At 41.5% G+C, this 14,149-nt stretch carries 12 protein-coding genes; 8 read left to right on the forward strand and 4 right to left on the reverse strand.

Translation table 11 applies throughout. The features are described from left to right. From LC605_RS12650 to LC605_RS12680, 7 genes are all read left to right on the forward strand, one after another. On the forward strand, positions 1-988 hold a 988-nt coding region (locus LC605_RS12650; protein WP_229547888.1), incomplete at its 5' end, for an AAA family ATPase. 142 nt (positions 989-1,130) lie between these two features. Next, on the forward strand, positions 1,131-1,481 hold the full coding sequence (locus LC605_RS12655) for a DUF1257 domain-containing protein (protein ID WP_012407317.1): 351 nt from the start codon (positions 1,131-1,133) through the stop codon (positions 1,479-1,481). Between the two features lie 197 nt (positions 1,482-1,678). Further along, positions 1,679-2,398: a DUF488 family protein gene (locus tag LC605_RS12660; RefSeq protein ID WP_229547889.1), complete on the forward strand. Its 720-nt coding sequence runs from the start codon at positions 1,679-1,681 to the stop codon at positions 2,396-2,398. After that, the gene (locus LC605_RS12665; RefSeq protein ID WP_229547890.1) at positions 2,382-2,831 is read left to right on the forward strand and encodes a DUF488 family protein; all 450 of its coding nucleotides are present in this window, start codon (positions 2,382-2,384) and stop codon (positions 2,829-2,831) included. Before LC605_RS12660 ends, LC605_RS12665 begins: the two co-directional genes overlap by 17 nt. 37 nt (positions 2,832-2,868) lie before the next feature. After that, on the forward strand, positions 2,869-3,624 hold the full coding sequence (locus LC605_RS12670) for a hypothetical protein (protein ID WP_229547891.1): 756 nt from the start codon (positions 2,869-2,871) through the stop codon (positions 3,622-3,624). 390 nt (positions 3,625-4,014) lie between these two features. Further along, positions 4,015-4,269, forward strand: coding sequence for a DUF4212 domain-containing protein (locus LC605_RS12675; RefSeq protein ID WP_229547892.1), 255 nt, complete (start codon positions 4,015-4,017; stop codon positions 4,267-4,269). 9 nt (positions 4,270-4,278) lie between these two features. Continuing rightward, a complete protein-coding gene (locus tag LC605_RS12680) occupies positions 4,279-5,934 on the forward strand; it encodes a sodium:solute symporter family protein (RefSeq protein WP_229547893.1) in 1,656 nt (551 codons plus the stop codon). Positions 5,935-6,040: 106 nt separating this feature from the next. Here LC605_RS12680 and LC605_RS12685 read toward each other — a convergent pair whose 3' ends face one another. The 4 genes from LC605_RS12685 to LC605_RS12700 all read right to left on the reverse strand — a co-directional run bounded on the left by LC605_RS12685 (position 6,041) and on the right by LC605_RS12700 (position 9,942). Further along, positions 6,041-6,883 (reverse strand): tetratricopeptide repeat protein, encoded by an 843-nt coding sequence (locus LC605_RS12685; protein ID WP_229547894.1) that lies wholly within the window; start codon positions 6,881-6,883, stop codon positions 6,041-6,043. 874 nt (positions 6,884-7,757) lie between these two features. Next, positions 7,758-8,678: a ribonuclease D gene (locus tag LC605_RS12690; protein WP_229547895.1), complete on the reverse strand. Its 921-nt coding sequence runs from the start codon at positions 8,676-8,678 to the stop codon at positions 7,758-7,760. Between the two features lie 573 nt (positions 8,679-9,251). Then, entirely contained in the window at positions 9,252-9,614 is a 363-nt protein-coding gene (locus LC605_RS12695; protein WP_229547896.1) for a DUF5615 family PIN-like protein, read from the reverse strand. Next, positions 9,592-9,942 carry a DUF433 domain-containing protein gene (locus LC605_RS12700; RefSeq protein WP_229547897.1) on the reverse strand — a complete coding sequence of 117 codons (351 nt, stop codon included), beginning with the start codon at positions 9,940-9,942 and terminating at the stop codon, positions 9,592-9,594. Before LC605_RS12700 ends, LC605_RS12695 begins: the two co-directional genes overlap by 23 nt. A 398-nt stretch (positions 9,943-10,340) precedes the next feature. On the opposite strand from LC605_RS12700, the gene smc reads away from it, so the two are divergent. Continuing rightward, positions 10,341-13,955 (forward strand): chromosome segregation protein SMC, encoded by a 3,615-nt coding sequence (gene smc / locus LC605_RS12705; RefSeq protein ID WP_229547898.1) that lies wholly within the window; start codon positions 10,341-10,343, stop codon positions 13,953-13,955. Positions 13,956-14,149: the final 194 nt, after the last annotated feature.

The following is a 14,149-nucleotide window of genomic DNA, read 5'->3' on the forward strand; positions in this document are numbered from 1 at the left end:
TTTGGGTCTAACTAAAGATGAAGCTGAGAAAGTCTACCGAAAGGCACAGGTAACTAAAGGGCGTTTGACAGAAGATGAAGTAGATATCGTTTTATCTGAAAAAAAGCAACTAATTCGGCGCAATGGCATCTTAGAATACATTGAAGAAGACGAAACCATTGATGCTGTAGGTGGCTTAGAAGAGTTAAAAAGATGGCTCAAGCAACGCTCTAACGCTTTTACAGAAAGAGCGAGAGAGTACGGTTTGCCTCAACCAAAGGGAATGTTGATTCTCGGAGTTCCCGGTTGCGGTAAATCATTAATTGCCAAAACTACTTCCCGACTGTGGGGTTTACCACTCTTGCGGTTGGATATGGGGCGAGTCTACGACGGCTCAATGGTGGGACGAAGTGAAGCAAACCTGCGAAACGCCCTAAAAACAGCAGAATCTATTTCCCCAGCGATTTTGTTTATCGATGAATTGGATAAATCCTTTGCTGGTAGTGGAGGTTCCTCTGATTCGGATGGGGGGACATCAAGTAGAATCTTCGGCTCTTTCCTCACATGGATGCAAGATAAGAAATCACCAGTGTTCGTGATGGCAACTGCCAACCGAGTAGAACGCTTACCTGGCGAGTTTTTGAGGAAAGGACGCTTTGATGAAATTTTCTTTGTGGATCTGCCAACACCGGAAGAAAGGCAGCAGATTTTCAACATTCATCTGACCAAGCGCCGTGAAGACATCTCTCGCTTTGATCTTGAGCAACTAGCCAAGATGTCTGATGGCTTTTCTGGAGCAGAAGTTGAACAAGCGATCGTTGCGGCAATGTATGAAGCTTTTGCCCAAGATCGGGAGTTCACCCAACTAGATATTATCGCTGCACTGAAGGCAACATTGCCGCTGTCTCGAACGATGCAAGAACAAGTAACGGCTCTGAGAGATTGGGCCAGACAGCGAGCGCGCCCCGCAGCATCCTCCGTAGCTGAATATCAGCGAATGGAGTTTTAAAAGCTTTCCTCTGCCATCCCAGGGGGAAAGGCTAGCTGAAAATGCTAGCAGTTATAAGAAAAGCCGCATCCTGTTAAGCGCGGCTTCGCCCGAAAAAAAACCGTTGTCGTTTTTCTCAATCTTCTCATTGGAGGAAACCCAAATGTCTCACTTTAGCACCCTGCGTACCAAGATCACCGATGCCGAAATCCTCAAAGCTTCTTTGCGCGACCTCGGTATCAGCGTAAAGACTGAAGCTGATGTCCGTGGTTATAACGGTCAGCGCGTCCGTTCTGACATCGTTGCGATGTTAGATGGCGAATATGACCTCGGCTGGTCTCGCAACAGCGATGGTTCCTTTGACCTAATCGCTGACCTGTGGGGCGTTGCTAAGAAGCACAACCAAACCGAGTTGATCAACTCAATCAACCAAAAGTATGCCGTTAACAAAACTTTGGCTGAAGTAAAACAGCGCGGTCTGCAAAACGCCAATGTGAAGTTGGTATTGCAATAACAATTTTTCTGCGCGTTCCCAAAGCTGCACGGGTTAACCATATAAATAGCGGTTAACCCGCTTTTTTATCGGGACTGAGATTTATTTCTCAGTCCCGATTTTTGGCTATAACTCTTAATTGGACTATTATTTTTGGTTATTATTACAGTAGCAGCACCTTGAATACTCTAAAAAAATATGACAGTAGATGATGAATTATGAAAACATTCACTATTGGGCACTCAAATAATTCAATTGAAACTTTTATCAGACTTTTGAAGCAACATGGAGTTACTGCTGTAGCAGATGTTCGTTCCAGTCCTTATAGCCGTAGATTTCCGCAATTCAATCAAGCTTCTTTAAAGGGAGTACTAAAAACTGCAAATATTGCTTATGTTCCCCTTTGTAATCACCTTGGTGCGCGTCCCAATGATAGAAGCTGTTACGTAGAAGGTATGGCCCGCTACGATTTGATTGCTGCAACAGAAGCCTTTGCCATAGGATTAAATCGTCTTATCAAGGGTGCTGAACAACACCAAATTACTTTGATGTGTGCTGAACAAGATCCTATTGTCTGTCATAGAGCTATCTTAGTGTGTCCACATTTGAAGCAAACTGGATTAGAAATTCAGCATATTCATAAGAATGGTGAACTAGAGTCACATGAATACTTGGAAGCAAGATTACTAAAGATACATAACCTAGATAGATTCTTGCCTCTATCTAAAGATTTTGATGATGTAAATCAATCTGGAAAACAGCTTTCTCTCTTTGATATCAATCCTTACGATATCAATCCTAGACAGATAGATACTATAGCTAAACCTGTTGTGCGTGAAGATTTAATTCAAAAAGCATATCAGCTTCAAGGTGAGAGAATAGCTTATATAGAAGAAACAAATAAAGAACAATATCAATCTCATGAACAAGCTAGTTAACTTATTTACTATCGGCTTCACACAAAAAAAAGCTGAACAATTTTTTGAAACACTTCTAAAAGCTGGTGTTAGGCGAGTCATCGACACGCGGCTTAATAACGTTTCACAGCTTGCTGGTTTTACAAAAAAGAATGATTTAGAGTATTTTCTCCATAAAATTGGAGAAATTGAGTACATACATATTCTTGAGTTGGCTCCAACCAAAGATATTCTTGATGAATATAAGAAAAAGCAAATAAACTGGGCAACATATGAAGAAAGGTTTAATCAACTTATCACACAGAGACAGATTGAGAAGAAGGTTTCTTCAGACTTTCTGGATGAAGGATGTCTGTTGTGTAGTGAGGCAAAACCTCATAATTGCCATCGGCGATTAGTTGCTGAATATCTGCAACGTAAGCTAGACAAAACTATCAACATCCATCACCTCTGAGAATTATATTGACTAAGGTGTGAACAAGAGATTAAGGATGCCTACTTTTGAAATTATTTGTCTTGCAAAATCGAATAAACATGGCGGAACTTGTATCGCTGGGATCAAAACTGATGGTTCAGGGTGGCTTCGTCCAGTTTCAAATAAAAGAGATGGCACTCTATATCCAGAACATTACACTTTAGACGATGGCAGTGAACCTCAAATATTTGACGTTATAAGAATCCCATGTTTTAAACCTGATCCGAGATGCCACCAACCCGAAAATTGGCTCATAAAGCATAATCAATTATGGGAAAACTTAGGAAATCCTACCTTGACTCAAGCTCGAAAGCTACTAAATCCAGAAATTAAAAAACAATCTTCCTCTGCCGAACTATTAGGCAGTTTAGATAAAGAAGTAAGCTATGAGGAACTGAAAAAATCACCGCTTCTGTCTTCATTAGCATTGGTAAAGCCAAATAAACTTCAATGGCAAATTAAGAGTAAGGGTAATTATCCAAATGAAAAAAAATTCCGTTCTCTTTTCTTTTTAGGTGAACATAAATATGATTTACCAATTACAGATCCTATCTGGATAGATAAACTCAAGTATTTTGAAGAAGGAATATATTCTTGTGAAGAAGTTATAGAAGAACTAGAATTGGAAGGTTTTGAACCTGATAAATTTACACTAACTATTAGCTTAGGTGAACCTTTTCAACCTTTAGGACAAGAAAAAGAATTTTGCTACAAGTTAGTTGCAGCAGTAATAAACGTTGCAGATGTTAAGAAACGTTTTGAATGGAACTAACTTTGAATGTTGCCTTGTTTTGTTTCCAAAATTTTTTATTTACCCTTACCAAACTTGACTTAAATCTAAAACAAACCCAGTTAGTAATGCTTCACCGCATAGATTGTTGAGGGTGCGTTGCGCTGTGCGACAACACACCCTACATTAAAATTTATTAACATAGTTGTAAATATTAGCACCGACTTAATTAATTTAAAATAAGTAAGCCCTATTAACTTCAACATAACTGACATGGGACAATTCTTAGCTAGTTATCAGGGAGTTATATTTGATACTTTTAAAGCAAATATTATTTACTAAATAATTTAAAAATTAATACAGTCATTATACAGGATATTAACGGCTTATTGGTATTATTTTGATGCACCAACACAATGATGATGAACAACAATGGATGAAGATCAGCGCCGTTCTTATTGGCGTGCTAATACTGCTTTAATTCGTAATCTTTTAATTGTCTGGGCATTGGTTTCCCTAGTTTTCAGTATTTTGTTGGTTCAACCTTTGAATGCGATACGCTTTTTTGGCGTGCCCTTTGGGTTTTGGATGGCGCAACAAGGATCAATCCTAGTATTTATAGCCTTGATTTTCATTTATGCCTTTCAAATGGACAAACTAGACCAAAAATACAATCTCAAGAAGTGAGGAAAAACCGTGTCAGTTGAAATTTGGACTATTGTATTAGTTGGACTATCATTCCTCGCCTACATTTATATTGGTTGGCAATCACGAGTCGAAAATAGTAAAGACTTCTTTATAGCAGGTCAAGGGATACCTTCAATTGCTAATGGTGCAGCTACCGCCGCCGACTGGATGTCGGCAGCCTCGTTTATTTCAATGGCGGGGCTGATTTCTTTTTTGGGCTACGACGGTTCTATTTATTTAATGGGGTGGACGGGTGGTTATGTGCTGCTGGCATTATTACTGGCTCCCTACCTCCGGAAATTTGGCAAGTATACAGTGCCAGATTTCGTAGGCGATCGCTACTATTCTAATATTGCTCGTCTGGTGGCAGTAGTTGCGGCCATTTTCGTCTCCCTCACCTACGTTGCTGGACAAATGCGGGGCGTGGGCATCGTTTTTAGCCGCTTCCTACAAGTAGATATCAATACAGGCGTGATCATCGGTATGGTGATTGTCGGCTTTTTCTCTGTCTTGGGGGGGATGAAAGGTATTACCTGGACGCAAGTGGCACAGTATTGTGTGTTGATTTTTGCTTACCTGATTCCAGCGATCGCGATCGCCTGGTTTCTCACTGGTAATCCTGTTCCCCAGTTAGCATTTACCTTCAGTGATATTGCTGACAAACTCAATAAAATTCAGGTTGACCTGGGGTTTAAGCAGTATACTGAGCCATTTGTGAACAAGTCAATGCTAGATGTGCTTTTCACCACCATTGCCCTGATGGTAGGCACTGCTGGCTTGCCCCATATAATTGTCCGGTTTTACACAGTAAAGAGTGTACGTGCAGCCCGCTTTTCTGCTGGTTGGGCGCTGCTATTTATTGCCATCCTTTATACAACCGCTCCAGCCCTCTCCATGTTTGCCCGCTACAACCTGATCGATTCCCTGCACAATCATACGGTTGCAGAAGTGCAGGAGCTAGACTGGGCAACCAAGTGGGAAAAAACTAAACTCTTAGCTTTTGATGACATAAATAAGGATGGGCGTTTCCAGTTAACCCCGAACAAAGACACCAATGAAATAAAGATTGACCGAGATATCATCGTGCTTTCCACCCCAGAGGTAGCTAACCTACCTCCGTGGGTAATTGGCTTGGTAGCAGCTGGCGGTTTGGCAGCTGCCTTATCAACGGCATCAGGTTTATTGCTGGTAATTTCCAGTTCCATCGCCCACGATATCTACTACCGCATCATAGATTCATCAGCCTCAGAACAAAAACGGGTGTTTGTCGGGCGGATCATGGTGGGTTTTTCCCTCGTCCTCGCCGGATATTTTGGGGTGAATCCGCCGGGATTTGTGAGTGAGGTGGTAGCTTTTGCCTTCGGTTTAGCCGCCGCTAGTTTCTTTCCGGTGATTTTCCTGGGGATTTTCGACAAACGCACCAATTCTGAAGGTGCGATCGCCGGCATGTTGACTGGTTTAATTTTTACGATGATCTACATTGTCGGTGTCAAGTTTGGGGGTATGCAACCCTGGTTTTTTGGGGTTTCTCCAGAAGGAATTGGTACCTTGGGTATGCTAATCAACTTTGCCGTCACCCTAGTGGTTTCGCGCCTAACACCACCTCCTCCAGCAGAAATTCAAGCGATGGTAGAAGACCTCCGTAGCCCAATGATTGAAGAATAGGGCATTGGGGATTGGGGATTGGGCATGGGGCAGAGGGGAAAGAATTCTCATAACTCCTAACTCCTAACTCCTAACTCCTAACTCCTAACTCCTAACTCCCCACTCCTTACTGTCCAAGCTCTTTGATGTTATTCATGACTTGTTGGTATAAGTCGTTGTTACCCTGACTTTGAAAAATGTTTGCTGCTTGTTGTAAGTCCTTGAGTGCCCCCTGTTTGTCTCCATTGGTGGCGCGGGCATTTCCCCGGTTATTGTAGGCAGGGGCAAAGTTAGGATTGAGGCGAATGGCTTGATTGTAATCTGCGATCGCACCCTGTGGATCTCCATTGGCAGCACGAGCATTTCCTCGGTTATTATAAGCGATCGCATATTTGGGGTTGAGGAGAATCGCTTGGTCAAGATCATCTAATGCCGCTCTTCTCTCTCCCAAGGTGGCGCGGGCATTTCCCCGGTTATTGTAGGCTTCGGCATAGTTGGGATTGAGTCGAATCGCTTCACTGTAATCTTTGACTGCTTCTCTGTTACCTCCTAGTGAGGCGCGGGCATTTCCCCGGTTATTGTAGGCTTCGGCGTCGTTAGGGTTGATGCGAAGTGCTTGATTGTAATCTGCGATCGCTTTTTCCTTGTCTCCAAAATCAAAGTAGGCTAATCCCCGACCGTTGTAGGCAGCGCCATATTGAGAATTTTGATCAATTGCTTTACTATATGAAGCGATCGCAGCTTGCAAGTCGCCGTTTAAGTGCTGATTTTTTCCCTGAATATAGAATTCCCCACCAATGGAAGTTGTCGCTGAACGACGGCTAGGTTGACTAACTCCTATTTCTGTCACCAACACATTGTCATTCTTACTACAAGAAACAGTGCTAATTGCGGTCAATGTAGTAAAAATAGCTATGGTAAATACTTGATTTACCCTTGTTCGCTTTTGTCTCAATAAACGCCGTCTCATAAGTTAATATAAACTGGGATAACACCTGAACACAATTAATACCAAAATCTAAATTTTAATTCTTTAACTCAATAGTTATTCTCACTTTTTCAAGACATTTAAAGTTTATTGACAAATTTACCTGATCTTAAATAGATTTCTTTGATAGTTATACAACAATACAGTTCAATTAAGGCTAAAACTCTTTATAAAAATCAATTTTTTTAACGTAGACGCTTCTCTACGAGACGCTACGCGAACGGCTTGCCGCAGGCTACCGCCAACGCGAGTGCGTCTCGTAAGAGTTGGACGCAAAGAGAAGAAAGAAATGCTTAACTGAACTGTATTGAGTTATAAGTAAGTTTGCGCGAAAAAACCTAAATATGTTACGAAACGTAAATAGGCTTAAAACCCTTGTAAATGACGAAGGACAAATGACAAATGACAGCCTTAGCCAGTTAGCTTTAATTACGCCGATCTACTTACAAGGCTATTTCATTCTCATCTAGCCCGCCTCAGAATTCATTCTGAGTCTAATAGCGAAAGTAGTCTCAAGACGACTGAGAAAAAGTTATAGTCCGTTTTAACGGACTTTAGCTATGAGCCCGGAACTTCAGTTCCGGGTGGTTTATGTCTAGAATGAAATAGCCCTGGACAGTTATATTAGGCAAAAATCATCAAATATAAAGTATAAAACTTGTCATTTTGGCTCTTTGGTATTGTCATCTCCGTACTTCTTGACAATGGATTTTAGGACTTACGCAAGTGTCACAAAAAATAAAAGCTTTCTATTTATCATGCTATTTAGAATACTTTTTGAAAGAAAATTAAAATATTTAGATTTATTCTAAATAATAACTCCATAAATTCTGGCATTTATAGCCATTTAAACAATTTACTCATCATCAATATCACTTTCTTGAGTTTTGGAATTTAGCCGCCAAGAGGTGGTTTTTTCAATATCTACAGAGAGTTGTTCTAGATTTTGCCCTAAATCTTTTTGGAGTTTTTGAGTTAGTGTGATTGGAAAATCTAAATTAATACCTTGAGTTTGTGCTAGCTTTGCCAATTCTGTAAATGTAGCTTTAACTGTAGTCCGCTCGTAACTAGTCAGTTTATAATCATAAGTTTCCGATAGATTCTGAGCCTGCATGGCTTTTTTCATCCGTTCTTGTAAATGCTCAAATTCGGAATTCAACAACTTCCATTGCTGCTCAAGTTGCGAGTATCTGGTACTTAGTAATATTAAGTCTTCCGTTGCTGGTTCAGGACTGGCTTGGGCTTTTAACCGTAACAAATTTAAGTGAATTTGAGCAAGATAAATACAATCTAAGTAAGCATACTCTATCTGTTCTTCAGTTAAGGGACGTTTTCCCCAATCACTTTTTTGTTCTTGTTTATCAATATTGTTAAAACTACAAAGTGCGGTAGCTATGGTATTTAGTTGGTAGTTGGGTAATGGCAAAAGATAGTAGGGAATTTTTTTGGCCATTTCCAAAGTGCAAGTAATATTCTTGGCTTTTTTGTTACCGAGAAGTTTTAGATCATAACTAGCGTTGTGAAAAACTTTTTCAATTCCACAATTGATCATAATTTTTTCAATAAATTCAGCTACAATAGTAGGCTGTTCTAGGACATCTAAAAGGTAGACGCGATCGCCACTCATATCTTTAGGATTATCTAATACCTGAATCAGCGATAGTCGAGGATTACGACTTTTATAGTCAGCTACTTCTGTATCTATCCACAGCGTTTTAGCGTTGGTATACTCAGCAACAATGGCACGAATTTCAGTAGCGGAAGTAAGGTACGGCATTGGCTAATATTTCCTGATATTTAGGGTATTGTAAGCAAGCCATAGTTTTCTAAAGTAACATTTTGTGGGTAAAATTGCTTGGACAGAATTGCAAAAATGCTAAAGTTTTGAGTTGTTGCAGCTACGCCCGTCGCAGACATCGTCAAACTGATTTAAATCTGATAATATCGATTCATCACTTTTGCTCCTCACCATGACACACAGATTAATTAGAGCTATTTTCAGATAAATAGACCACGGGGTAGGGAACAATGGTCATCGGTGTCAACTTAGCGTAAAAGCTATGTTGTCCCGCAAGGAACTAAACTTCCAAGAAGAATAGCGAAAGTCATCTCAGAGATGACTAAATATAGCCAAAAATCTTTAGTCTACTGAAGTAGACTTTAGCTAAAAGCCAAAAAACTGGCATAAAAGCCAAACACGAACTTACGCAAATATAAGTCTCTGTTTTTTATTTGCAAGTTCGTGGTAAGGACTTTAGTCCTTATTTTATAAGCACTAAAATCCGGACTACAAACCCTTAAAACTTTATATGATCGACATCTGTAGTTCAGCTATTTAGTGACATTGTTATTAAATCAGTGGTAAATTAATAATTTGGTTTTGATATTCATTATTAAAAGATGCTTGAGCAATTAGACTTAATTCACTAATAGTCTGACCAATGGTTAATTTATCATTCAAAATAAAAATACCCGGTATATTACGCCCTTGCGCGATATGTTCAGCTAAATGTACAGGCATAGATGTACGGTTATTTGTGACTAAAATAAAGTCATATTCCTCACACCAGCATAATATTTCTGGATCTAATGTGCCTCTGGGAGGAGCGCCAGGATCACCAACCACCCACATCATTAAGTTAGGGTTGCGCTGGATAAATTGGCGGTTATAGACTTTATCAACATTTTCATCAAGAAGATATTTGAGAGTCATGTATTTTTTTCATTGCTTCTCTTTCAGCTTTCAGTTTTAGCAATTTGGTTACAACTGGCGGTGGATTGCGTCGCTGTTCTTCTCGCATTCGGTGACTATGTTCTAGCCAATCAGCTATGTAAGCACTAACTGCTTCCTTGTTATGTAAGTAATAGAGAATAGTTGCATATATTTGCTCTAAAGTTACTGATGGATAACTTTGGGAAATTTCCTCTGGAGTCCGACACCGATGGATGAAATCATAGAGTATAGTTTCAATTCCTACTCTTGTACCTTTGAGTCGAATATCATCAGGTCGCTGAAAGTCAAAGTAATCTTCTAGTTGCATAATTTACTTGATTATATTTACCCATAAAATCATCTTACATACTTGTCAAATATTCTTGCAATAAATAGTAATAAACTGATAGTGATAACAAGTCCATTGCCAACTTGTTAAATCAGTTTATCCTCTTTCCAGTTAGTTATCTCAAATAATACTGGAATCAGTTGATACAGTTGCAGTTGAGTGCGTGCAATTAAATCTCATGCTCGTCCTAACTCTAGCAATAGCTTTTCTCTGAACCACGATTCTCCTTACCCCCTGTGCGTTCTCTGCGCCTCTGTGGTAGCCTATGGCAAGCCGCTACGCGTCTACGATCATCCGGAATTCTCCCTCCCTAGCCTCTTGCGAATTCTTAATTAGTTGATACACTTGTTCTTCATTAGCCTAGTGAACCAGCGCCTATGGTGCATATCAAGCGCGTGGAACTTACGAACTTCAAATCCTTTGGTGGCACTACCTCAGTCCCCTTGCTACCGGGATGTACGGTCATATCTGGGCCAAATGGTTCAGGTAAATCTAATATTTTAGATGCGCTGCTATTTTGCCTGGGACTCTCCAGTTCTAAGGGAATGCGAGCCGATCGCCTCCCGGATTTGGTAAATAACACTCAAACGGCTAAAGGACGTGCTTCTATTGAGGCTAGCGTCACTGTGACATTTGATTTGTCGGATGAAATCTCACACAAAGATGCAAAGATACAAAGTGAGGAAGAGGGGGAAGAAAATCTCAAATCCCAAATCCCAAATCCCAAATCGGCAGAGTGGAGTGTTACCAGAAGGCTGCGAGTCACTCACCAAGGGACTTACACGTCGAATTACTATATCAATGGTGAAGCTTGCACGCTGACGGAATTGCATGAAGAATTAAGTAACCTGCGCGTTTATCCTGAAGGCTACAATGTGGTGCTGCAAGGGGATGTCACCAGTATTATTTCGATGAATGGGCGGGAAAGGCGGGAAATTATTGATGAATTGGCTGGGGTAGCCGCGTTCGATCGCAAAATCATTCAAGCTAAATCAACTTTAGATGAGGTGAAGGAAAAGGAAGATAGCTGTCGGATTATTGAGACGGAATTAACCGCACAGCGCGATCGCCTTGACCAAGATCGGGCTAAAGCTGAGAAATATCAAAAACTCCGCACGGAATTTCTCGCCAAACAATCTTGGGAAGCTGTTTTATCATGGCGTTCCTTACAAGCACAACAAGAAAAGTTAGTTCACGAAATTCAAAATAGCGATCGCAATTCTATTGAACTTACTACCCAACTCACAAACCTAAATTCTGAAATCGTTCAAAAAACTGCAAAACTCGAAGAACTCAATGCTCATGTCAAAGCATTGGGAGAAGAGGAACTTTTGGCGGTACAATCTACCCTCGCTACCCAAGAAGCAGAACGGAAACAACTCCAGCGTCAGCTAACGGAATTAGAAACGGCTTCTCAAGAAACTGCTAAACGTCTCACTCAAACTCAGCAAGAGATTCAAAAATACCGTCATTCTCTAGAAGAAATTGCCGAAACACAGATTGTCGAAACGCGATCTATCACGTCTCTACAGCAGCACAGAAATGAAGCCCAGCAAGCTTTAGAAACTTCTCGCGAAGCCGCCGCAGAAATCGCCTCAGCTTCGGAAGCTTGGGTGCAGCAACAAACTGCATTCAACCGTCAAATTGAAACTCTGCTGTATAGTCTAGAACCGCAACGCACCGAACAAGCACAACTTAGGGAACGCGATCGCCAGTTATGGCAGCTGATCCAAGAGGAAACTCAGTTAATTGAACGCGACGAACCCCTGTTAGCAGAAAAACAAGCTGAGTGTAGTCGAGTTGAAACGGAATTTAACGCCTCTAATGAACCGATCCAAAATTTAGCCCAAAATCTCTCAGCTACAGAACAAGAACTGCAAATTCAACAAGAAACCCAAAAACGATTACTTTCTGAACAACGAGAAAAACAACGCCAGTTGGATAAAATCGAGGCGCAAGCGCAAGCACAGCAAGAAGTCCAAGGAACCCAAGCTAGTAAAGTCATTTTACAATCGGGAATGCCTGGACTTTGTGGCTTAGTTGTGCAGTTAGGAAAGGTGGAACCCCGCCATCAGCTAGCTTTAGAAATGTCTGCCGGTGGACGTTTGGGACATATTGTAGTGGAAGATGATAGCATCGCCGCCGCCGGGATTGAACTGCTCAAACAGAAACGTGCAGGGAGGGCAACTTTTTTACCTCTGAATAAAATTCACGCTCCCAAATTTACTCAAGATGCAACACTGCGTTTTGCTAACGGTTTCGTTAACTATGCTGTGAACTTAGTCGATTGCGATCGCCGTTACAAAGATGTATTCAGCTATGTTTTCGGTAACACAGTCGTATTTGCCAACCTGGAGGCGGCGCGGAAAAACTTAGGACTGTATCGCATCGTTACTTTAGATGGGGAACTCCTGGAAACTAGCGGTGCAATGACTGGTGGTAGTAACACCCAGCGTTCAGCGTTGCGGTTTGGCAATGCGGAAGCGGCGGAATCGGATGAGGCGATCGCTTTAAGAAGTCGCTTGGTGGATATTGAGCGGGTTTTAGAGCGTTGTACTGAAGCGATCGCAACTTTGTCAACCAGAGCCAAAAAACTCACCCCAGAACTCACCGAAGCGCGTCAGGCGCGGCGCGAACAGCAGTTGCAATTGGAACAGTTGCAGAAAGATATTAAGAATTTGACAGCCCAATTAGAGGGGACGCGATCGCAACTCGCCCAAAATAGCGAAAAGTTAGCCACTGCTCAATCTCGATTGGAAATTTTGGAGCGGGAATTACCGGGGCAAGAAAATCAGTTGCAACAATTGCGACATAGTTTAGCTGAGTTGGAAGCGTCTCAAACTCCCAGTGAATGGCAACAAATCCAGGCGACGATTAAAATTCAAGAGCAACAATTGCAACAACTGGAGACAGCATTAAGGGAAGCTGAACAAAGATTAAAAAATTTAGAAAATCAGCAACAACGCTTGCAAGAAAAAAGCCAAGAAGGAGAGGAGCGAATTGCAGAATATGAAACCCAACAAATATCATGTAAAGACGAGATATATCGCGTCTCTACACAAATTACAGCTATAGTTGAGCAAATCGGCGAAACCCGCGCGGCGCTGAGTATTTTGGAACAGAATTTGGGAGAAGAGAAACAAAAACGCGACGCTACAGAACTGGAAGTGCGATCGCACCTTTTGCGCCAACAACAATTGCAATGGGAAATAGAAAAACTCAAAGAAACCCAAGAAAAGCGGCGGGAGGAACTAATTGCTTTACAAAACCAGTTGCGAGATGTGGGAGCAGAATTACCAAATCCCTTGCCAGAAGTTCCAGATAAAGTAGACTTGGAAGAATTGCAGAAAGAATTGCGATCGCTTACCAAACGCTTACAGGCAATGGAACCTGTTAATATGCTGGCGTTAGAAGAATACGAACGCACCCAAAACCGTCTCCAGGAACTCACCCAAAAATTGCAAACTTTAGAAGGAGAACGCACCGAACTACTTTTGCGGATTGAGAACTTTACCACATTGCGGCAACTTGCCTTTAAAGAAGCTTTCGATGCTGTCAACGAAAACTTTCAATCAATTTTTGCCATCCTCTCCGACGGCGACGGCTACTTACAACTCGAAAATCCCGAAGATCCCTTTAGCAGTGGACTGAATTTAGTCGCGCACCCCAAAGGCAAACCAGTACAGCGCCTAGCTTCCATGTCTGGAGGAGAAAAATCACTCACCGCATTGAGCTTTATCTTTGCCCTGCAACGCTACCGCCCATCGCCATTTTACGCCTTTGACGAAGTGGATATGTTCCTAGATGGGGCAAACGTAGAACGATTAGCTAGAATGATCAAACAACAGTCACAACAAGCGCAATTTATAGTTGTGAGTTTGCGTCGTCCGATGATAGAATCAGCCGAACGCACAATTGGCGTTACTCAAGCACGAGGAGCTTATACTCAAGTTTTGGGGATTAAGTTACAATCATCCAATACATCTGCTTGAGTTTTTGTTAATAATAGTGTATAGATAAACCACGTAATGTGCGACTTGCTCTCAAACCTAACCCTCAACCCCTTCCTTAAAAGGATTGGGGAGCAAAAATCAAAGCCTCTCTCCCTGTGGGGGAGCCAGTGCGTTGCGGGGGTTCCCCCCGTTGTAGCACCTGGCGTGAGAGGTTTGGAAGTTGGGTTGCAAGA

The organism is Nostoc sp. CHAB 5836 (assembly GCF_020829445.1).
GTDB lineage: Bacteria > Cyanobacteriota > Cyanobacteriia > Cyanobacteriales > Nostocaceae > Nostoc.

Excerpts from the sequence above, each read along its gene's own strand:
- LC605_RS12655 (WP_012407317.1), top strand. The coding sequence starts at position 1,131 with ATGTCTCACTTTAGCACCCTGCGTACCAAGATCACCGATGCCGAAATC.
- LC605_RS12660 (WP_229547889.1), top strand. The coding sequence starts at position 1,679 with ATGAAAACATTCACTATTGGGCACTCAAATAATTCAATTGAAACTTTT.
- LC605_RS12665 (WP_229547890.1), top strand. The coding sequence starts at position 2,382 with ATGAACAAGCTAGTTAACTTATTTACTATCGGCTTCACACAAAAAAAA.
- LC605_RS12670 (WP_229547891.1), top strand. The coding sequence starts at position 2,869 with ATGCCTACTTTTGAAATTATTTGTCTTGCAAAATCGAATAAACATGGC.
- LC605_RS12675 (WP_229547892.1), top strand. The coding sequence starts at position 4,015 with ATGGATGAAGATCAGCGCCGTTCTTATTGGCGTGCTAATACTGCTTTA.
- LC605_RS12685 (WP_229547894.1), bottom strand. The coding sequence starts at position 6,883 with ATGAGACGGCGTTTATTGAGACAAAAGCGAACAAGGGTAAATCAAGTA.
- LC605_RS12690 (WP_229547895.1), bottom strand. The coding sequence starts at position 8,678 with ATGCCGTACCTTACTTCCGCTACTGAAATTCGTGCCATTGTTGCTGAG.
- LC605_RS12695 (WP_229547896.1), bottom strand. The coding sequence starts at position 9,614 with ATGACTCTCAAATATCTTCTTGATGAAAATGTTGATAAAGTCTATAAC.
- LC605_RS12700 (WP_229547897.1), bottom strand. The coding sequence starts at position 9,942 with ATGCAACTAGAAGATTACTTTGACTTTCAGCGACCTGATGATATTCGA.
- smc (WP_229547898.1), top strand. The coding sequence starts at position 10,341 with ATGGTGCATATCAAGCGCGTGGAACTTACGAACTTCAAATCCTTTGGT.